Source organism: Flexivirga meconopsidis (genome assembly GCF_026162425.1).
Classification (GTDB): Bacteria; Actinomycetota; Actinomycetes; order Actinomycetales; family Dermatophilaceae; genus Flexivirga; species Flexivirga meconopsidis.
Genome location: NZ_JAOBQJ010000002.1, coordinates 342,909 through 362,527, shown reverse-complemented (window position 1 = coordinate 362,527; position 19,619 = coordinate 342,909). Strand labels below are relative to the sequence as shown.

The window sequence follows — 19,619 nt, the reverse complement described above, 5'->3', positions numbered from 1 at the left end:
ATGCCGCAGGCCGCGCGGGAAGCCTCGGGACGCGCCTACCGGGGGGCCTAGCAGATCGCCTCATCCGTCACACCGCCGCGCGTCGCGACCGGCTGTCGGAGTGGCGATCTAAACTCATCGGCGATGTCAGATTCAGCCGCCTCCAGTGACTTCGTGCACCTGCATGTGCACACCGAATACTCCATGCTCGACGGGGCCGCGAAGGTCGGTCCGATGTTCGACGAGGTGGCGCGGCTCGGCATGCCGGCGGTCGCGATGAGCGACCACGGCAACATGTTCGGCGCCTACGAATTCTTCGGTGCCGCAAAGGATTCCCCGGTCAAGCCGATCATCGGCATCGAGGCCTACCTGGCGCCGAGCACCCGCTTCTCCCGACAGCAGGAGTTCTGGGCACCGGGCGGCAAACGCGACGCCAACGTCGACGGCGAGGGCGGCAAGGACGTCTCCGGCGGCGGTCGCTACACCCACATGACGATGTGGGCCAAGGACGCGGCGGGCCTGCGCAACTTGTTCAAGCTGAGCTCGCTGGCCAGCTTCGAGGGCTACTACATGAAGCCTCGCATGGACCGCGAGCTGCTCGCCGCGCACGGCCAGGGCATCATCGCCACCACCGGCTGCCCGTCGGGCGAGGTGCAGACGCGACTGCGGCTCGGCCAGTTCGACGAGGCGATGGAGGCCGCTGCGGCATACCAGGACATTTTCGGCAAGGAGAACTTCTTCCTGGAGCTGATGGACCACGGGCTCGATATCGAACGATCGGTGCGGTCCGGCCTGCTCGACATCGCCAAGCGGCTCGACCTGCCGCTGCTGGCCACCAACGACAGCCATTACGTCACGCAGGACCAGGCCGACAGTCACGACGACCTGCTGTGCATCGGTGTGGGCAAGAACAAGGACGACCCGGGCCGGTTCAAGTTCAACGGCACCGGCTACTACTTAAAGTCCGCGGCCGAGATGCGCGAGCTGTTCCGGGAGCTGCCGGAGGCGTGCGACAACACCCTCAGAGTCGCCGAGATGATCGGCGACTACTCGGAGGTGTTTGAGTATGTCGACCGCATGCCGCAGTTCCCGGACGTGCCGGAGGGCCAGACCCAGGCGTCCTTCCTGCGCGAGCAGATCCAGCTGGGCCTTAAAGAACGCTACGGCGACAACCCCGGCCAGGAGGTGCTCGACCGGATCGAGACCGAGATGTCGGTCATCGAGCCGATGGGCTTCTCGTCATACTTCCTGGTGGTCGCCGACATCTGCCGCTACGCACGCGACAACGGCGTGCCGGTCGGCCCCGGGCGTGGTTCGGCGACCGGTTCGATGGTCGCCTACCTGACCCGCATCACCGAGCTGGACCCGCTGGAGCACCAGCTGCTGTTCGAGCGATTCTTGAACCCCGAGCGCATCAACCCGCCGGACGTCGACCTCGACTTCGACGACCGCCAGCGCGACAAGATGGTGCGCTACGTCACCGAGAAGTACGGCGCCGACTACACCGCCCAGGTCAACACCTTCTCCACCATCAAGGCGAAGGCGGCGATCAAGGACGCCAACCGCATCCTCGGCTTCCCGTTCAGCCTGGGTGACCAGATCTCCAAGGCGATGCCGCCCGACGTGCAGGGCAAGGGCGTCCCGCTGTCGGCGACGTATGACGAGAGCCACCCCCGCTACAACGAGGGCGTCGACTTCCGCGCGATGATCGAGGCGCAGCCCGAGGTTAAGAAGGTCTTCGACACCGCCCGCGGGCTGGAGGGCAAGATCCGCGGCACCGGTGTGCACGCTGCCGCGGTGATCCTGTCGTCGGCGCCGCTGCTCGATCTGATCCCGATGCACCGCCGCGACAAGGACGGCGTGGTCATCACCGGTTTCTCGTACCCGCAGTGCGAGGACATGGGCCTGATCAAGATGGACTTCCTGGGGTTGCGCAACCTCGGCATCATCGACCAGGCCATCGGCAACATCGAGACCAACCGCGGCGAGAAGATCACCACCGAGAGCATCCCCCTGGACGACGCCAAGACCTACGAGCTGCTCGCCCGTGGTGACACGCTCGGGGTGTTCCAGCTTGACGGCGGCGCGATGCGCAGCCTGCTCCGGCTGATGGTGCCGACCCGATTCGAAGACATCGCAGCGGTTTTGGCGCTTTACCGGCCGGGTCCGATGGCCGCCAACGCACACATCAACTACGCCGAGCGCAAGAACGGCCGCCAGGAGATCAGCCCGATCCACCCGGAGCTGAAGGAGGCGCTCGACCCGATCCTCGGCACCACCTACCACCTGCTGGTCTACCAGGAGCAGATCATGGCGATCGCCCGCGAGCTCGCGGGTTACACGCTCGGCGGTGCGGACCTGCTGCGCCGTGCGATGGGTAAGAAGAAGCCGGAGGTGCTGGCCAAGGAGTGGGACAACTTCTCCGCCGGCATGATCAAGAATGGCTTCTCGCCGGAGGCGACGCAGGCGCTGTGGGACGTCATGCTGCCGTTCTCCGGTTACGCCTTCAACAAGTCACACACCGCCGGTTACGGGCTGGTGAGTTACTGGACGGCATACCTCAAGGCCAACTACCCGGCGGAGTATGCCGCGGCGTTGCTCACCTCGGTCGGTGACGACAAGACCAAGATGGCGACCTACCTGGCCGACACCCGCAAGCTCGGCATCAAGGTGCTGCCGCCGGCGGTCAACGAGTCGGTCCGCGACTTCACCGCCGTCGGGGAGGACATCCGCTTCGGCATGGGCGCGGTGCGCAACGTCGGCGCCAACGTGGTCGACGCCGTGGTGCGGGCGCGTGAGGAGAAGGGCAAGTTCGCCTCGTTCGAGGACTTCCTGCGCAAGGGCGGCTCGACGGTCTGCAACAAGCGCACCGTCGAATCCCTCATCAAGGCAGGCGGTTTCGACGATCTCGACCACACCCGGCAGGGTCTGGTCGCGGTGCACGAGACCTATGTCGACTCGCTCGCCGACGAGGCGAAGATGAGTGCCGTCGGCCAGGACTCCCTCTTCGGTGACTTCGGTGACGGCGGCGGGGGAGTTGATCTCGCCGCGCTGCCGCCGATCCCCGACATCGAGTGGGACAAGCAGACCAAGCTCGCCTTCGAGCGCGACATGCTCGGCCTCTACGTCTCCGACCATCCGCTGTTCGGGATCGAGCGGATCCTCGCCCAGCACGCCGACATCGGCATCAACAAGCTGCACGGCGACGACCACCCGCCCGAGGGTGCGATGGTCACCATCGCCGGCCTGATCACCGGCCTGCAGCTCAAGCGCAACAAACGCGGCGAGCTGTGGGCGATCGCCACCGTGGAAGACCTCGAAGGCAGCGTCGAGGTGCTGTTCTTCGCCAAGACCTACATGACGGTCTCCACCATGCTCAGCCCGGACACGGTCTGCGTGATCAAGGGCCGGGTGCTGGAGCGCGACGACACCGTGTCGCTGTCCGCGCAGGAGTTCACCCTGCCCGAGCTCAAGGGCGACGTGCGAGGACCGGTGGTGCTCACCATGCCGCTGGTCCGTGCCAACAACGGCATGGCGCACAAGCTCAAGGGCGTGCTCGGCGAACACCCGGGCGCCACCGAGGTGCACCTCAAGCTCACCCAGCCGGGTCGATCGGTGACCGTCCGGCTGGACGACCAGCTGCGGGTCACCGCCTCGCCGGCGTTGTTCGGGGACCTGAAGGCGCTCCTCGGGCCGTCCTGCCTGGTCGGCGGCTAGCTCGGGCTCTGGTTGGCGCTCGCGCTGGCGCTGGCCCTGGCGCTCGCCGCGCGCCGGCGTAACTCACCGAATAGGTGGTGGACGCGCCGTCGGACGGGCTCTCCTCGGCGCGTCACGCACCTTATCGGTGAGAAATGCGCGCGCCGGCGTAACTCACCGAATAGGTGGTGGACGCGCCGCCGGACGGGCTCTCTTCGGCGCGTCACGCACCTTATCGGTGAGAAATGCGCGCGCCCGGCACCGACGTCGCCCGCTTGCGTGGTTTTCGCGGCGCGGCCCAATAGGCTGCAAAGGCACTTTTGTCGCCGTGCGGAAGTTATGGTGCCGATCATGGTCCGTTATTCACAACTGTCCGTCCCCGCCGGCCCGAGCCGGCGGCAGGTGCTCGCCGGTGGCGCGGGCGCGCTCACCCTGGCGGCGCTCACCGCGTGTGGCGGCAACACCGGCCGGTCGAGCGGCGGCGCCGGGGCGTCCGGCTCCGGCGGCGGTGCGGGCACCATCGCGCAGTGGTACCACCAGTATGGCGAGCCGGGCACCGAGCAGGCGGTCAAGCGGTATGCCGCGGCATACAAACCGGCGAAGGTGTCGGTGCAGTGGATCCCCGGCAACTACGACCAGAAGTCTGCCGCGGCGCTGCTGACCGACTCCGGACCCGACGTGTTCGAGTACGGCAACGGCCCGACGATCGACATGATCACCGGCAAACAGGTGGTCGACCTGACCGATCTCTATGGCGACGCCAAGAGCGATTTCACCGCGTCTCTGCTGGAGCGGATGACCTGGCAGGGCAAGATCTACGGCATCCCGCAGGTCGTGGACATGCAACTGTTCGTCTACCGCAAGTCGATGCTGGCCAAGGCCGGGGTGAAGCCGCCGGAGACCCTCGACGACCTGGTCGCCGCGGCGAAGAAGCTGTCCACTGGCAAGGTCAAGGGGCTCTTCGTCGGCAACGACGGCGGAGCCAGCGTGCTTGCCGGGCCGGTGCTGTGGAGCAGCGGCCACGACTACCTGAAGGACGGCAAGCCCGACTTCGACAACGCCGAGGTGGCCGGTGCGCTCGGCAAGTTCCGCGACCTGTTCTCCTCCGGTGACCTGCTGCTCGGCGCGCCGACCGACTGGTCCGATCCGGGCGCGATCACGAGCGGGCTCACCGCCATACAGTGGACCGGGTTGTGGAATTTCCCCGCGCTGCAGAAGGCGCTCGGCGACGACTTCGGGGTGTTGCCCTTCCCGGCGATCGGCGGCTCCGGCAAGCCGTCGGTGCCCGTCGGCGCGTATGCCGCCTGTGTCAGCGCCCGCGCCGAAAATGTCGACGCCGCAAAGAAATTCGTCAAGTGGCTGTGGGTCGATCAGACTTCCGACCAGCTCGACTTCGCGCAGAGCTACGGCTTCCACATCCCGGCCCGGGCGAGCTTGGTTGCCAAGGCGGACAAGCTGAAGAGCGGGCCGGCAGCGACAGCTGCTGGCTACCTCAAGGACTACGGCCACCCGCAGACGCCACTGCTGTGGACGCCGAAGTCGTCGACCGCGATGACCGACGCGATCAACAACATCGTGCGCTCCGGGGCGAGCCCCACCATGGAGCTGGCGGGCGTGCGCAAGGTGGTCGACGCCGAGCTCACTCGCTTCGGTGGCTGACACGAGCGGTATGACGGGGGCCGCGGGTCGGCTCGCGTCTGCCCGCCCGGCGAGCCCGCGTCGTAAGTGGACCGACAGCCCGCACCTGTGGTTCTGGATCTTCGTCGGGCCGTTCGTCGCGGGACTGGTCGTCTTCGTCGTCATACCCATCATCTGGAGCGTGTGGCTGAGCTTCTACGACGCCCGGAACACAGTCACCCCAACGCATTTCGTGGGATTCGACAACTACACCCGAATGCTCGGGGACAGTGCGTTCCGGTCCAGCCTGGTCACCTTCGTGCTCTTCGCGCTCTTCATCGTGCCGACCACCTTCGTGCTCTCGCTCGCGCTGGCGGTGCTGGTCAGCAACACCCGCGCCGGCAAGGCGTTCTTCCGTTCGGTCTTCTTCCTACCGACCGCGTGCAGCTACGTGGTTGCCGCGATGATCTGGCGCGAGTCGCTCTTCGGCGGCACCGCGGCCGGGCTGATCAACACCGTGCTCGGCTGGTTCGGCGTGGCCCCGATCGCGTGGCTGTCGGTGGTGCACCCGCCCTGGTACTGGTTGGTGCTGGTCACCGTCCGGCTCTGGCTGCAGCTCGGCTTCTTCATGGTGCTCTTCCTCGCCGCGCTGCAGCGAGTGCCCAAACAGCTCTACGAGGCGGCCGCCCTGGACGGTGCGACCGGGTGGAAAGCGTTCCGTTACATCACGTTCCCGCAGTTGCGCGCGACCTCCACCGCAGTCCTGATGTTGTTGCTGGTCAACGCATTTCAGGCGTTCGATGAGTTCTACAACGTGCTCACCACCACCGCGGGCTACCCGCCCTACGCCCGTCCGCCGCTGGTCTACCTCTACAACGTCGCGCTCGGCAACGGGCAGGACTTCGGCGACGGCAGCGCGGGCGCCATCATACTCACCCTGATCATTGCGGTGTTCGCGTTGCTGCAGGGCCGTCTCACCGGTCTCGGCCGCCGGGAAGTCTAAAGACATGGCCACCCGGTCCATCCGTTACCTGGTGCTCGGCGTCGCGGCCATGCTCTTCCTGGTGCCGTTCTACCTGTTGCTGCGCGGTGCACTGTCGACGCAAGCGCAGCTGGTCAGCATCGAGCAGTGGACCTGGTTCCCGAGCCACCCGGAGTGGTCCAACCTGAAGCGCATCTTCACCGACTCCTCGGTGCCGCTCGGGCGCAGCCTGCTCAACTCGGCGGTCATCGCGGTCACCCAGACGGTGCTCGTGCTGATCATCTCCGGTATGGCGGGCTACGGCCTCGCCCGCTCGACGGTTCGCTACGCAAACGCGGTCTTCTATCTGATCGTCGCGACGCTGCTCATCCCGGCGGCGGTTACCTTCGTGCCGTCGTTCGTGATGGTGTCGACGCTCGGCTGGGTCTCGACGTTGCGCGGGCTCATCGTGCCGGGGTTGTTCCAGTCGCTCGCGACGTTCCTCTTCCGGCAGTACTTCCTCGGCTTTCCGAAGGAGCTGGAGGAGGCCGCCCGCATCGACGGCGCCGGGCCGATGCGCACCTTCTGCTCCATTGTCGTGCCCAACTCACTCGGCTTCGCTGCCGCCATCGGGACAATCACCTTCATCGGCAGTTGGAACGCCTTCCTCTGGCCGTTGGTGATCGGCCAGGATCAGTCGGCGTGGACCGTGCAGGTGTCGTTGTCGACCTATATCACCGCCCAATCCGTCGATATACCAGGCATGTTCGCGGCCGCCATCGTGTCGATGGTCCCGTTGCTGCTGATGTTCCTCTTCCTGCAGCGGTGGATCGTCGCGGGCGTGGAGCAGACCGGCATCAACGAGTGACGGGACTCCCGTCATACCCTGGCGCGGTGACTGAACCGCAACCTCCTGTGGCGCGTGCGGTGCCCACCAAGCGCACCTTCCACGGCGACACCTTCGTCGACGACTTCGACTGGCTGCGCGACAAGGACGCGCCCGAGGTCATCGCCCACCTCAACGCCGAGAACTCCTACACCGAAGCGCTCACCGCTCACCTGAAACCGTTGGCGGACAGCATCTTCGGCGAGATCAAGGCGCACACTCAGGAGACCGATCTCTCGGTCCCGGTCCGGATGGGCGGCTGGTGGTATTACACCCGCACCATCGAGGGGCAGCAGTACGCCGTTCACGCGCGGCTGCCGTTCACCGAGGGCGCGGGCCGCCCTGAGCTGGAGCCCGGCGTCGTGCCGGCCGGCGAACAGATCCTTCTCGACGGCAACCGCGAGGCGCAGGGACGTGACTTCTTCGAGTTGTCCGATCTCGCCGTGAGCCCCGACGGCACCCGGGTGGCGGTCGGGGTGGACGTGACCGGCGACGAGGTCAACGACCTCTCGGTCCGAGACATCGCCACCGGTGCGGTCGTCGACGACGCCGTCCACGGGATGGGGCACGGCCTGGTCTGGTCGCTCGACGGCGACTACCTCTTCTACACCAGGCGCGACGAAGCCTGGCGGGTGAACGAGGTATGGCGGCACAAGCTCGGATCGCCGCAGGACGACGACGTGCTGATTTTGCGCGAGGACGACGAGCTCTTCTCGATGGGCATCGACGAGTCCCGCGACGAGCGGTGGCTGCTGGTCTTCAGCGGTTCCAGCACGACGAGCGAGATCCACCTGCTCGACCTGGCCGATCCGACCGGCCAGTTGCGGGTGGTCCAGCCGCGCGTGCCCGGCCTCGACTACAGCGTGGAGGTTGATGGTGACCGAATCCTGGTGGTGCACAACGATGCCCGGCCGGACTTCGACCTCGCAGTGGCGACGATCGCGGAGCCTTCCAGGGAGCATTGGCAGCCGTTGCTGACCGGCGATGACGGAGACCGCATTCTCGGTGTCGATGCCTTCGGTGGCTTCAGCGCGGTCACCATGCGGCACGCGGGCCTGCGCACCGTCCGCATCCTGCCGAAGGTGTCCGGCGGAGGTTACGCAGATCCGGTCGAGGTGCCGGTCGAGCCGGAGCTGCACACGGTCGGGGTCGGTGCCAACCCCGAATACGACTCGGACACAGTGCAGCTCGTCCTCACCTCGTGGCTGACGCCGAGCACTATCTACGACTACACACCGGCTTCTGGTGAGCTGCGGCAACTCAAGCAACGTGTCGTGCCCGGATACGATCCGCACAGGTATGTCGAGGAGCGGCTCTGGGTCACCGCCACTGACGGTGTCCAGGTCCCCGTGTCGTTGGTGCGCCGACGAGAAGTCACTGCCGACGGCAACAACCCCGGACTGGTCTACGGCTACGGGTCCTACGAGTTGCCGATCGACCCCTACTTCTCCTCAGGCCGGCTGTCGCTGCTGGACCGCGGGGTCGTCTTCGCGGTGGCGCACGTGCGCGGTGGCGGTGAGCTCGGCCGACGTTGGTACGACGACGGGAAACTGCTCGCCAAGCGCAACACCTTCACCGACTTCGTCGACGTGTCCCGTGCGCTGATCGACACCCAGTGGGTGGCGCCGGATCGCCTTGCCGCAGAAGGAGCTTCGGCGGGAGGTTTGCTCATCGGCGCGGTCATCAACCTCGCACCGGAACTCTATGCGGCCGTGCACGCGGCAGTGCCATTCGTCGACGCACTGACCACGATCCTCGACCCGTCGTTGCCGCTGACGGTGGGGGAGTGGGAGGAGTGGGGCAACCCGCTGGAGTCTGCGGAGGTGTACTCCTACATGAAGTCCTACACGCCGTACGAGAACGTGCGCGCCGAGCGTTACCCGGCAATCCTGGCGACCACCAGCCTGCATGACCCGCGGGTGTTCTTCGTCGAGCCGGCCAAATGGGTGCAGCAGCTGCGTCGTACGGTCACGGGCGGACCGGACCGGCCGATCCTGCTCAAGACCGAGATGTCCGCCGGTCACGGTGGGCGCAGCGGTCGCTACGACGCCTGGCGCGAGCAGGCCTTCGAGGATGCGTTCCTGCTCGACCGCATCGGGGCGACGGACCTCATCTGAGGACGTGCCGCTGATTGAGTAGTGGTCTGCACTGATCGAGTAGCGGCGAGGAACGAGCCGCGTATCGAGATCAGCGCATTCCCCGAAGCGATTCCAGGCGACGGCTCGTCAGTGCATGACGACGACCGGGCAGGTCGCGTGCCCGAGCACGTCGCGGGCGACCCGGCCGAGCAGCAGGCCTTCGAAGCCGCCGGATCCGCGCGCGCCGATCACCACGGCATCGCTGGCGTGCGACTCGCGCACCAGTGAGCGGGTCGGGTTGCCGTCGGAGATCTCGGTCAGCACTTTCACCTTCGGGTGCTGGACCTGCTGCTGCGCGATCGCCCCCTCGATCTGCGACCGGCAGGCGGCGGTGTATGACGCCCAGTCGGCGCTCCCGAGGCCCGGGTCCTTGGCGTCGCGCGGCTGCCAGGCGTGCAGGGCGAGCACCTCGGCGCCGGTTCGTTCGGCCTCGTCGAACGCCCAGGCCAAGGCTTTCGCGGCCAGGTCCGACCGATCGACGCCCACGGTGATGCGGCCGAACGCCGACTCCACGGCACTGTCCTTGCGGACGATGGCGACCGGGCATGCGGCGTGCGCGGCGACCTGGTGCGCGGTCTCGCCGAGCGAGGAAATATGCAGCATGCTGTCGCCGTGCGATCCGAGCACAACCAACTGCGCATGTGCGCTCGCTCGGACGAGGGCCGCTGCCGGGTAGCCGTCCGGGTGCGAGGTGGACACCTGGATCATCCTGTCCCGCAACTGGATTCGGTTGCGGGCGCGCACGAGCACACGCTCACCGGCGGCATACAGATCCTCAGGGTCGGCGCCCATGTTGAAGACGAGGTCGGGCCGGTCGTGGCTGAAGCCGTGCACCAGGTGAATCGGCGCATGCGCGTCCTGTGCGTATTCGGTCGCCCAGTCGAGGGCGGTCATCGAGGACGTCGACGTGTCGACCCCCACCACGATGCTTCCGGTCTGCAGTGTGCCTTCCATGGTGACCCCTAGTCGGTCGACCTTGGCGGCGGTTGCCGTGCCTCGGCGGCCGTCGTCGCGGGTCCCTCACCCGCCGACGTCCATCGTAGGAGCAATACTTGGAAAACGCTGACCGCAAGCTCCAGATGCGCAGTCAATCCGTTACATCAAGGGTCGTTCGCAGGCGTTCGGCGTAAGCAGCCTGCTCGCCTGCTGCGTATTTGTGCGTGGCCAGAAGAACCCGCGCAGCCCGTCGCCCTTGGTGCGCGGGACGACATGGCAGTGCAGGTGCGCGACCGACTGCGACACTCTGTTGTTCATCGCCACGAAGGTGCCCTGCGCGTTGAGGGCATCCGGCACGGCGGCGGCGATGCGCTGCACCTGCGCGAAGAACGGCTGCAGGTGGTCGGCCGGCAGATCGGGCAGTGTCACCACGTGCTGCGCCGGTATGACGAGCACGTGCCCTTTGAAGACCGGCCGGTTGTCTAAGAAGGCGACCGTGTGCTCCGTGCGCGCGACCTCGTGCGCGGCCGACTCACCGCTGGAGATCGCGCAGAACACGCAGTCGGGATCGAGCACGAGAACGCTTGACTGTCAGGCGGATTCGACCTGGGAGCGAATGCGTTGCAGGGTCTGGCGCATGCCCGAGGTCAGGCCCTTCTCGAAGGACTCCTCGCCACCCATCACCTTGTCGATCAGCTGTTTGGACACCGCAGTCGTGCCGCCGCTGACGTCGCGCCGCTCGACCAGTTTGGTGCGGGCGCCGTCGTCGAGAGGCTCAAGGTCGAAGCTCCACGTGGCGTGGTTCTCCTTCACCCGCCAGGCGATTGTCCGGCCCGGCTCGAACACGGTCACCATGCTCTGCGTTGGCCACACTCGCCAGCCGAGCTTGTTGACGTTGACCATCTTGCTGCCCTTGCCGAGCTGGCCGCCGCGGACGATCACCTTGCGGGTTTGCGGGCTCCACTTCGGCATCTGGGTGAGGTCGGAGACGGTGGCCCAGACCTTCTCGGGAGCGGCATTGATCTCGATCGAGACTTCGAGGTTTGTCGGCATGTCGCGAACTTACCAGCCAGTAGACATGCCCGTCAGCGGTCGCGGCGATCGCGTTCCGGCACGCGCAGGCCGCTGGCGATCAGTCGCCGGATGAGTTCGGTGCCCTTGACCGGGACCGCGCCGGCCGCGACCACCGCGTCATACCGCTCTTGCGGAATGTCGTAGTGATCGTGGTCGAATCCGCGTCCCGGGACGCCGAGTCGCGCTGCGAACTCGTGCAGTTCGTCGTACGACGCATCGCTTACCAGATGTGACCACAGGCGGCCGTGTGCCGGCCAGAACGGTGGATCGATCAGAATGGTCACTCGGTCGATTCTAGGGACCGTGGCCTCAGGCGCGCCGCAGGACGAGTTCGCCGTTCTCCCCGCTCGCGCGGGCAACGAGCCGGACGTGTTCGCCGGCGACGACGCTGATGGTCCGCCCCGCCGGCGCGATCTCACGCTTGGAGCCCCGGTATCGGTAGAACGCCTTGGCGCGGTGGTCACCCGGCTGCACGGACAGGGTGACCGGCTCGCCCCAGCGCGCCGGGTGCTCGCGGCTGTCGACCCGCACGACCGGCTGCGCGCCGAAACGCGCCAGCAGCCCTTGTGCTTCGACGGTCACCGAGAGGGTTGTCTGTGCGTCAGCTGTCACAAGGGTCGACGTTAGCTGCTGGTCGCGCGACCAGTGGCTAAATGGCCGCGCACGGGTTACCGGTGAGTTGTCTCACGCGGCAGTCGTCCAGCCCCGCCGCGGTGATCGAGCCGTCATGCTGGAACGCATGCTCGATCGCATGCTGACTTTCGACGTGACCGAAGAGGGACGCGCGGCCTCCGAACCGCTGCGCGAGGACATCCGCCTGCTCGGCGGGCTGCTCGGCGATGTCATCGCCGAGCAGGAGGGCCAGGAAGTGCTCGACCTGGTGGAGGAGGCCCGCACGCGTGCCTTCGCGGTGCGCCGGCAGGAGGAGGATCGCGAGGACTTCGCCTCGATCTTCGACGGGTTGCCGACCAAGCGGGCGATGCACGTCGTCCGGGCGTTCACCCTGTTTGCCTTGCTGGCCAACCTCGCCGAGGATCTGCACCGGGAGCGGCGCCGGGCGATGCACGTGCGGGCGGGCAAGCCGGCGCCCGATGGTTCGCTGGCGGCGACCTTCCGCAAGCTGGACGAGGCGGAGCTGGACGACGACCAGGTGCAGGACGCGCTGACCGGCGCGACGGTCGTGCCGGTGATCACCGCTCATCCGACCGAGACCCGTCGGCGCACGGTCTTCCAGACCCAATCGCGGATCAAGGAAGTGATGCGCGAGCGGGAGCGGGTCAGCTTCACCGACGAGGAAGAGGCCGCTGCGCTGCGCGAGATCCGGCTGCAGATCCTGACCCTGTGGCACACCGCGTTGGTGCGGTTGCAGCGGGTGCGGATCACCGACGAGATCGAGGTCGGCCTGCGGTGGTTCGACGCGTCGCTCTTCGAGGTGATGCCGAAGCTGAACGCGCAGGTGCGGGATGAGCTGCGTGCGCGCTACCCGTCGGCCGAGGTCGCGAAACAGCCTGTGCTTCGGCCGGGTTCGTGGATTGGTGGGGACCGCGACGGCAATCCCAACGTCGACGCATCGGTCGTGGCGACCGCCAGTGGTCGGGCCGCGCAGGTCGCGTTGCAGCACTACCTGACCGAGCTCGACGCGCTGGAGCATGAGTTCTCCTTCTCGGTCCGTATGACGCCGACGTCTCCCGAGCTGGTCGCGCTGGCCGGCAACAACGCCGCCGACGAGCGTGACGACGAGCCGTTCCGGCAGGCCATCCGCTGGATCCGCGGCCGGTTGTCCGCGACGCACAGCGAGTTCTTCGACGACTGGTTCCAGGCGGCCGTGTCCGTTGCGGGTGCCCCGCCATACACCACTCCGGAGGGGCTGCTCGCCGACCTGGACGTCATCGATCAGACGCTGCGATCCGGCTCGGGTGCGCTGATCGCCGACGACCGGCTGCTCGGACTGCGGGAAGCCGTGCGCACGTTCGGTTTTCACCTCTACGGGCTCGACCTTCGGCAAAACTCCGACGTCCACGAGACCACGATTGCCGAGTTGTTCGCGTGGGCCGGCGTGCACCCCGACTATCTGTCGCTCGACGAGGACGCCCGGGTCGAGCTGCTGACCGCGGAGCTGGCCAACCGGCGCCCGCTGGTGGGACCGGGTGCGGACTTCTCCGAGCAGACCGCCAAGGAGCTGGCGATCACCGCGGCGGCCGCGCAAGCGGTGCGCACCTTCGGCCCTGAGGCCGTGCCCAACTATGTGATCAGCATGTGCACGTCGGTGTCGGACATGCTGGAGTGCGCCGTGTTGCTCAAGGAGGGCGGGCTGCTCGATCCCGGTGTGGGCGAAGAGGGTGCGACCTCGTCGGTGAACATCGTGCCGCTCTTCGAAACCATTGAGGATCTTCAGGTTTCGGCCACCACCCTGCGTTCCGCGCTGGCGGTGCCGGCCTATCGCCAGCTGGTCGACTCCAAGGGCGGTCTGCAGGAGGTGATGCTCGGCTACAGCGACTCCAACAAGGACGGCGGCTACCTGGCAGCCAACTGGGCGCTCTACCGTGCCGAGCTCGAGTTGGTCGAGGCGGCACGTGAGGGCGACATCCGGTTGCGGCTTTTCCACGGTCGTGGTGGCACCGTCGGCCGCGGTGGCGGCCCGAGCTACTGGGCGATCCTGGCGCAGCCGCCTGGCGCAGTGCGGGGCTCGCTGCGGCTGACCGAGCAGGGCGAGATCATCGCGGCGAAGTATGCCGAGCCGCCGCTCGCCACCCGCAACCTCGAGTCGCTGCTCGCGGCGACCTTGGAGTCGTCGCTGCTGGATGTCGAGGGGCTGGGGGAGGAGACCGCCGAGGCGTATGCCGTGCTGGACGAAATCGCTTCTCTGGCAAGGGATGCGTATGCCGATCTGGTGCACCGCACCGATGGGTTCGTCGAATACTTCACCACCGCCACGCCGGTGGGGGAGATCGGTGCGATGAACATCGGGTCGCGGCCGGCCTCTCGCAAGCAGACCAAAGAGATCAGCGACCTGCGCGCCATACCGTGGGTGATGTCGTGGTCGTTGTCGCGGGTCATGCTGCCCGGCTGGTACGGCACCGGCACCGCGCTGGAGCAGTGGGTCGGCGACGACGAGCAGCGGTTGGCCCAGCTGCGTGACTGGTATGAGCGGTGGCCGTTCTTCCAGACCGTGATGTCCAACCTGGCGCAGGTGATGGCGAAGTCGGATCTCGGTATTGCGGAACGTTATTCGCGTCTGGTCGAGGACGAGGCGCTGCGGGAGCGCGTCTTCGGCAAGATCACCGACGAACACGCCCGCACCTTGCGGATGTTTGCGCGGGTCACCGGTCACGAGGATCTGCTGTGGGACAACGCCGCGCTGAAACGCTCGGTGTTCAACCGGTTCCCCTACCTGGAGCCGCTCAACCACCTGCAGATCGAGTTGCTGCGTCGTTACCGCTCGGGTGACGAGGACCCGCAGGTGCAGCGCGGCATCCTGCTCACGATGAACGGTCTCGCGACGGCCCTGCGCAACTCGGGCTGATCACTCCGACGCTCAGCGCGGCTGGTAACCGTACCCGGCGACGGCAGTGTCACGTACCGGCACGATCTCGGCACCCAGCGGCAGCAACGAGATCGGCACCATCTTGAAGCTCGCGATGCCGAGCGGGATGCCGATGATCGTCAGGCAGAGCGCGATGCCGGTGACAATGTGCCCGATCGCCAGCCACCAGCCGGCGAAGATGAACCAGATGATGTTGCCGATCACGGACGGGGCGCCGGCACGCGGGTCGCGCACCACCGTCCGCCCGAACGGCCAGAGCGCGTAATTGGCCATCCGGAACGATGCGATCCCGAACGGGATGGTGATGATCAGGATGCAGCAGATCACGCCCGCGATGGCATAACCGACGGCCATCCAGAACCCGCAGAGGATCAGCCAGATGAGGTTCAGCAGCGTGCGCATGAGTCCATTGTCACCGAAGACCCGTTGACCGGCACTGCGTGTGCCAGAGTCGGTAGCGCGCGGTGCGCCATACATCGCCGATGGCCGGAAGGACAGTGATGGACTTGTCGAAACCGCCGAGTGCCGATGGTGCGGAGCACACTCCCAAGAAGTTGCGTCCGCGTCACATCACGATGGTCACACTCGGTGGAATCATTGGTTCAAGTCTGTTCGTCGGGTCGGCCAATATCGTCCATTCGGTCGGGCCGGCGGCGGTGCTGTCCTATCTGGCCGGTGGTCTGCTGGTCTACCTCGCGATGCTGATGCTTGGTGAGATGGCGGCGGCACGGCCCGCGGTCGGTTCATTCATGGAGTACGCGCGAGTCGGGATGGGGGACTGGGCGGCATACCTGGTCGGCTGGCTCTACTGGTACTTCTGGGTCGGTGTGCTCGCCTACGAGGCGGTGATCGGCGGGCATACTCTTGAGGGCTGGTTTCATGCGCTGCCGTCCTGGCTGTGGTCGCTGCTGCTGCTCGGAGTGTTCGTGTGCACCAATCTGATTTCGGTGCGGTCGTTCGGTGAGACCGAGTTCTGGCTGGCGAGCATCAAGATCGCCGCGATCATCGTCTTCCTGGTGGTGGGTGCGCTCTTCGTGCTCGGGCTGTGGCCGGACAGCAACTTCGCAGTCCAAAACCTCTGGGATCACGGCGGATTCGCGCCGAAGGGCTTCGGTGCGATTCTCACCGGAGTCGCCCTGGTGATCTTCTCCTACTTCGGTACCGAGATCGCGGTGATGGCGTCGGCCGAGTCGGAGGACCCCGCGAAAGGCGTGAAACTCGCGACGGTCACGGTGATCTGGCGGGTGCTGCTGTTCTTCGTGGGGTCCATCCTGATCATCACGATGGCGATCCCGTGGAATCAGCTCCCGGAAGCGACCGGTGTCGAAAACGCGCCGTTCACGGTGCTATTCGACAAGTTCGGCATACCCGCTGCGTCGACCATCATGGAACTTGTCATCTTCACCGCCGTGCTGTCGGTGCTCAATTCAGGTCTCTACTCGGCGTCGCGCATGTTTGCCTCACTGGCCCGCAAGGGGCTAGCGCCGAAACTCGTTGCGCGAGAGGCACGTAACGGCGTACCAGTGGTCGCGGTATTGGCGTCGACGATCGGCGGTGTCGCAGCGGCAATCGTCAACTTCGCGGCTCCGAACTCCGGCATCTTCGACTTCATCATGAACTCCGCCGGCCTGGTCGCGCTGTTCGTCTACGTCTTCATCGCACTGACCCAGCTGCGTTTGCGTCAGAAGATGACTCCGGAGGAGGTCGCCGCCTTGCAGGTGAAGGTGCGCTTCTTTCCCTGGCTCAACATCTTCCTGATCGCCGGTGTCGTAGTCGTGGTGATCATCATGCTGACCACCTCGGCGGGCCGCACCCAGGTATGGACCAGCCTCGTCGCCACCGGTGTACTCGTGCTCTTCTGGCCGCTTGTGCGGCGGAGGCTGCATTTGTTGCGTGCTGGCAAGGCCACGTGAATGCCCGGAGACCGAGGTCGGCGGCCTGTGACGATGACCGTCCGTGACTGCCGGTCTGCCGCTGACTGCGACCAGTTCGAGCGGGTATCCCGTAATCTCCCCGCATGGGAGACAACGTGGGGGAGACGGGTCGACGCTGCCGTGGCGTGCGCTTTGCGGTGATTCTTGCCGCGACGGCGGTGCTCGTAGGCGGCTGCGGGGCACGGCCGCTGAGTGAGCTCAACGCCAGCGAGTCGGGGCAAGGTCAGCGTGGTCCGCAGCAGGCGCCGCCGCAGGACAAGGCAGCCGCCGCAATCAACGCGGTGCAGCCGGATCCTTCGCTGAACAAGCTGCTACCCGGGCGGATCCGATCCTCCGGGCTGCGGATGTCGACGTCGCAGGGCTATCCGCCGATGGAGATGTTTGCCAGTGACGGTAAGACGATCATCGGCCTGGACCCCTCGCTTGCACGAGCTCTCGCGCGCAAGCTCGGCGTGGTGATCAGTGTTTCCAACGAGGACTTCAACGCGCAGATCCCAGGGCTCGTGACCGGCCGCTACGACGTGGTGATGACCTCGATGTCCGACACCGCCGAACGACAGAAGAAGGTGACATTCGTCGACTACGTGCAAGCCGGCGCCGCGCTCTCGGTGCGGAAGGGAAACCCGAAACAGATCCAGACACCTGCAGATCTGTGCGGGAAGACCGTTGCCGTCGTCGACAACGGCTCGTCACTCGCGCTCACCAACGGCTACGACAAGGCCTGCAAGGACGCCGGCAACCCGGCCATCAAGATCCTCAAGTTCACCGACGACCAGGACGGCATGCTGGCGCTTGCGGCCGGCCGAGCCGACGTCAACCTCACCGACTATGTCGTGGCTGCCGACCGCGCACAGGACGCCAAGAACAACTCCGAGGCGATCGCCATCGCGGGCACCGAGGCGCCATGGGGGATCGCGATGAACCCCAACGAGAAGCAGCTGATCACCGCCGTCCAGCGCGCGCTCCAATCCCTCGTCAACAGTGGGGAATACGGCAAGATTCTGGCCGCGTGGGGTCTGCAACCGCTTGCCGTCAAGTCCGTCACCGTCAACGCCGGTAAGTGAGGAGGGCCGAAATGACTGCACGCACAGCACCGTTCATCGAACCGGGCGGTTCGGAAGTGCCAGTAACACGCACCATTCATTGGGGGCGGTGGATCTCCGGAACCGTCGCGCTGCTTCTCGCGGCATGGCTCGCCTGGCTGTTCATCGACAACCCGAGGCTCGACTGGGCCAAGGTCGGCGAATATCTCTTCAATGGAAAGATCCTCTCGGGCGTCTGGGTCACCCTTGAAATCGCAGTGCTGGCAACGGCAATCGGCTTGGCCCTCGGTGTTGTGCTCGCGGTCATGCGACTCTCGCACAATCCGGTGCTGCGATCGCTCTCGTGGTTCTACATCTGGTTCTTCAGAGGCACTCCGCTGCTTGTCCAGCTGATCTTTTGGTACAACCTGGCCTTCCTCTTCCCGCATCTCATTCTGAAGATTCCGTTCACCCAGGTCGGCGTCTTCTGGGACACCAATCAGGTGATGACCGGGTTCACTGCGGCGATGCTCGGGCTGGGCCTCAACCTCGCGGCATACTTCGCCGAGACCGTCCGCGCCGGCATACAGGCCGTGGACGAGGGGCAGACCGATGCGGCCTACGCGTTGGGTATGACGCCGATGAAGCGCATGCGCTACATCGTTCTGCCGCAAGCGCTTCGGATCATCATTCCGCCGACCGGCAACGAGTTCATCTCGATGTTGAAGACCACCTCGCTGGTGTATGTCGTGGCCGGCAACGACTTGATGACCAACGCGAGTCAGATCTACAAGGCGAACAACCTCATCATGGAGCTGCTGATCGTGGCGAGCATCTGGTACATGCTGATGACCGCGATCGCGACCTGGCTGCAGACCAAACTCGAGCGCCGTTTCGGACGTGATGCGGTCCGCCTCGTGCGCGGTGGTGGCCTCACCGGACGACTCCGCGGACTCGCTGGATCCCGAACCATCGACCAAGGAGCGGGCGCGTGACCAACCTCGAAAAGTTCTCCGAGACAACGGCTCCCGTCGTACATGCGCGCGACGTGCGTATGTCGTACGGACAACACGAGATCCTGCACGGCGTCAACCTGGAGGTCGCGCCCGGCGAAGTGGCGTGCATCGTAGGCCCCTCCGGTTCCGGCAAGTCGACCTTCCTGCGCTGCATCAACGGATTGGAGCCGGTGCATGTCGGCAGCCTTCGAGTGCTGGGGCAGGAGGTCGGGTACGACCTGACCAACGGCAAGGCGAAAGCGTGGAATGCCAAGCAATTCGCGCAGTTCCGCACCGGCATCGGGATGGTCTTTCAGCGGTTCAACCTGTTTGCCCATATGGATGCCGCTCAAAACGTCGCCTGTGCGCCGGTGCGGGTGCTCGGCATCTCCCAGCAGGAGGCAGCCGAGCGAGCGCGAGACCAACTCGCGCGCGTCGGGCTCGCAGACCACGCGCACAAGCGTCCCCACCAACTCTCAGGAGGCCAACAACAGCGGGTCGCGATTGCGCGCGCCCTCGCGATGCAACCGGCAGTGATGCTGTTCGACGAACCCACATCGGCACTTGATCCGGAACTGGTCGACGAGGTGTTGGAGGTCATGAAGGGGCTCGCACGTGGCGGTATGACGATGGTTGTCGTCACCCACGAGATCGGGTTCGCGCGAGACGTCGGAGACACCGTGTCGTTCTTCGACGAAGGCGTCGTCGCCGAGCACGGCCCTGCGCGGGAGGTGCTGACGCACCCGCAGCACGAACGCACCAAGGCATTCCTGTCTTCTGTGCGCTGATCAAGCAGATCCGCAAGGGATCCGGCGCAAGCGCTGCCAGCAGACCACC

16 protein-coding genes are annotated in these 19,619 nt (G+C 66.0%); 10 read left to right on the top strand and 6 right to left on the bottom strand.

From position 1 onward, the window contains the following. Nucleotides 1-123: 123 nt before the first annotated feature. From dnaE to N2M23_RS07070, 5 genes are all read left to right on the top strand, one after another. Nucleotides 124-3,696, top strand: coding sequence for a DNA polymerase III subunit alpha (gene dnaE / locus N2M23_RS07090; RefSeq protein ID WP_265444340.1), 3,573 nt, complete (start codon nucleotides 124-126; stop codon nucleotides 3,694-3,696). Between the two features lie 330 nt (nucleotides 3,697-4,026). After that, complete coding sequence (locus N2M23_RS07085) at nucleotides 4,027-5,334, top strand: ABC transporter substrate-binding protein (RefSeq protein WP_265444339.1); 1,308 nt, start codon at nucleotides 4,027-4,029, stop codon at nucleotides 5,332-5,334. Further along, nucleotides 5,327-6,295 carry a carbohydrate ABC transporter permease gene (locus tag N2M23_RS07080; RefSeq protein ID WP_265444338.1) on the top strand — a complete coding sequence of 323 codons (969 nt, stop codon included), beginning with the start codon at nucleotides 5,327-5,329 and terminating at the stop codon, nucleotides 6,293-6,295. Before N2M23_RS07085 ends, N2M23_RS07080 begins: the two co-directional genes overlap by 8 nt. 4 nt (nucleotides 6,296-6,299) lie before the next feature. Beyond that, nucleotides 6,300-7,121, top strand: a complete 822-nt coding sequence (locus N2M23_RS07075) for a carbohydrate ABC transporter permease (protein WP_265444337.1) — start codon at nucleotides 6,300-6,302, stop codon at nucleotides 7,119-7,121. A gap of 26 nt (nucleotides 7,122-7,147) precedes the next feature. Beyond that, nucleotides 7,148-9,256 (top strand): S9 family peptidase, encoded by a 2,109-nt coding sequence (locus tag N2M23_RS07070; protein ID WP_265444336.1) that lies wholly within the window; start codon nucleotides 7,148-7,150, stop codon nucleotides 9,254-9,256. Nucleotides 9,257-9,364: 108 nt separating this feature from the next. On the opposite strand, the gene N2M23_RS07065 is transcribed toward N2M23_RS07070, so the two are convergent. The 5 genes from N2M23_RS07065 to N2M23_RS07045 form a co-directional block, all read right to left on the bottom strand. After that, the gene (locus N2M23_RS07065; RefSeq protein ID WP_265444334.1) at nucleotides 9,365-10,231 is read right to left on the bottom strand and encodes a universal stress protein; all 867 of its coding nucleotides are present in this window, start codon (nucleotides 10,229-10,231) and stop codon (nucleotides 9,365-9,367) included. 141 nt (nucleotides 10,232-10,372) lie between these two features. After that, on the bottom strand, nucleotides 10,373-10,789 hold the full coding sequence (locus N2M23_RS07060; protein ID WP_265444332.1) for an HIT family protein: 417 nt from the start codon (nucleotides 10,787-10,789) through the stop codon (nucleotides 10,373-10,375). Between the two features lie 15 nt (nucleotides 10,790-10,804). Then, complete coding sequence (locus N2M23_RS07055; RefSeq protein WP_265444331.1) at nucleotides 10,805-11,266, bottom strand: SRPBCC family protein; 462 nt, start codon at nucleotides 11,264-11,266, stop codon at nucleotides 10,805-10,807. Nucleotides 11,267-11,298: 32 nt separating this feature from the next. After that, complete coding sequence (locus N2M23_RS07050; RefSeq protein ID WP_265444330.1) at nucleotides 11,299-11,571, bottom strand: DUF4031 domain-containing protein; 273 nt, start codon at nucleotides 11,569-11,571, stop codon at nucleotides 11,299-11,301. A 25-nt stretch (nucleotides 11,572-11,596) separates the two neighbouring features. Next, nucleotides 11,597-11,899, bottom strand: a complete 303-nt coding sequence (locus tag N2M23_RS07045) for a hypothetical protein (RefSeq protein ID WP_265444329.1) — start codon at nucleotides 11,897-11,899, stop codon at nucleotides 11,597-11,599. 127 nt (nucleotides 11,900-12,026) lie between these two features. On the opposite strand from N2M23_RS07045, the gene ppc reads away from it, so the two are divergent. Further along, entirely contained in the window at nucleotides 12,027-14,810 is a 2,784-nt protein-coding gene (gene ppc / locus N2M23_RS07040; RefSeq protein WP_265444327.1) for a phosphoenolpyruvate carboxylase, read from the top strand. 12 nt (nucleotides 14,811-14,822) lie between these two features. Here the strand turns inward: ppc and N2M23_RS07035 are convergent, their stop codons facing one another. Beyond that, nucleotides 14,823-15,233 (bottom strand): YccF domain-containing protein, encoded by a 411-nt coding sequence (locus N2M23_RS07035; protein WP_265444326.1) that lies wholly within the window; start codon nucleotides 15,231-15,233, stop codon nucleotides 14,823-14,825. Between the two features lie 98 nt (nucleotides 15,234-15,331). Here N2M23_RS07035 and N2M23_RS07030 point away from each other — a divergent pair, with 98 nt between their 5' ends. The 4 genes from N2M23_RS07030 (at nucleotide 15,332) to N2M23_RS07015 (ending at nucleotide 19,570) form a co-directional block, all read left to right on the top strand. Next, a complete protein-coding gene (locus tag N2M23_RS07030) occupies nucleotides 15,332-16,744 on the top strand; it encodes an amino acid permease (protein WP_265444324.1) in 1,413 nt (470 codons plus the stop codon). 104 nt (nucleotides 16,745-16,848) lie between these two features. Continuing rightward, a complete protein-coding gene (locus N2M23_RS07025) occupies nucleotides 16,849-17,829 on the top strand; it encodes an ABC transporter substrate-binding protein (protein ID WP_265444322.1) in 981 nt (326 codons plus the stop codon). Nucleotides 17,830-17,840: 11 nt separating this feature from the next. Further along, nucleotides 17,841-18,782 carry an amino acid ABC transporter permease gene (locus N2M23_RS07020; protein ID WP_265444321.1) on the top strand — a complete coding sequence of 314 codons (942 nt, stop codon included), beginning with the start codon at nucleotides 17,841-17,843 and terminating at the stop codon, nucleotides 18,780-18,782. 59 nt (nucleotides 18,783-18,841) lie between these two features. Then, nucleotides 18,842-19,570, top strand: a complete 729-nt coding sequence (locus tag N2M23_RS07015) for an amino acid ABC transporter ATP-binding protein (protein ID WP_265445102.1) — start codon at nucleotides 18,842-18,844, stop codon at nucleotides 19,568-19,570. Nucleotides 19,571-19,619 lie beyond the last annotated feature (49 nt).

Bases quoted from the DNA above. Each gene is read 5' to 3' on its own strand.
- N2M23_RS07065 (WP_265444334.1), bottom strand. From the start codon at position 10,231: ATGGAAGGCACACTGCAGACCGGAAGCATCGTGGTGGGGGTCGACACG.
- N2M23_RS07025 (WP_265444322.1), top strand. From the start codon at position 16,849: ATGGGAGACAACGTGGGGGAGACGGGTCGACGCTGCCGTGGCGTGCGC.
- N2M23_RS07020 (WP_265444321.1), top strand. From the start codon at position 17,841: ATGACTGCACGCACAGCACCGTTCATCGAACCGGGCGGTTCGGAAGTG.
- N2M23_RS07075 (WP_265444337.1), top strand. From the start codon at position 6,300: ATGGCCACCCGGTCCATCCGTTACCTGGTGCTCGGCGTCGCGGCCATG.
- dnaE (WP_265444340.1), top strand. From the start codon at position 124: ATGTCAGATTCAGCCGCCTCCAGTGACTTCGTGCACCTGCATGTGCAC.
- N2M23_RS07085 (WP_265444339.1), top strand. From the start codon at position 4,027: ATGGTCCGTTATTCACAACTGTCCGTCCCCGCCGGCCCGAGCCGGCGG.
- N2M23_RS07015 (WP_265445102.1), top strand. From the start codon at position 18,842: ATGTCGTACGGACAACACGAGATCCTGCACGGCGTCAACCTGGAGGTC.
- ppc (WP_265444327.1), top strand. From the start codon at position 12,027: ATGCTCGATCGCATGCTGACTTTCGACGTGACCGAAGAGGGACGCGCG.
- N2M23_RS07030 (WP_265444324.1), top strand. From the start codon at position 15,332: ATGGACTTGTCGAAACCGCCGAGTGCCGATGGTGCGGAGCACACTCCC.
- N2M23_RS07035 (WP_265444326.1), bottom strand. From the start codon at position 15,233: ATGCGCACGCTGCTGAACCTCATCTGGCTGATCCTCTGCGGGTTCTGG.
- N2M23_RS07055 (WP_265444331.1), bottom strand. From the start codon at position 11,266: ATGCCGACAAACCTCGAAGTCTCGATCGAGATCAATGCCGCTCCCGAG.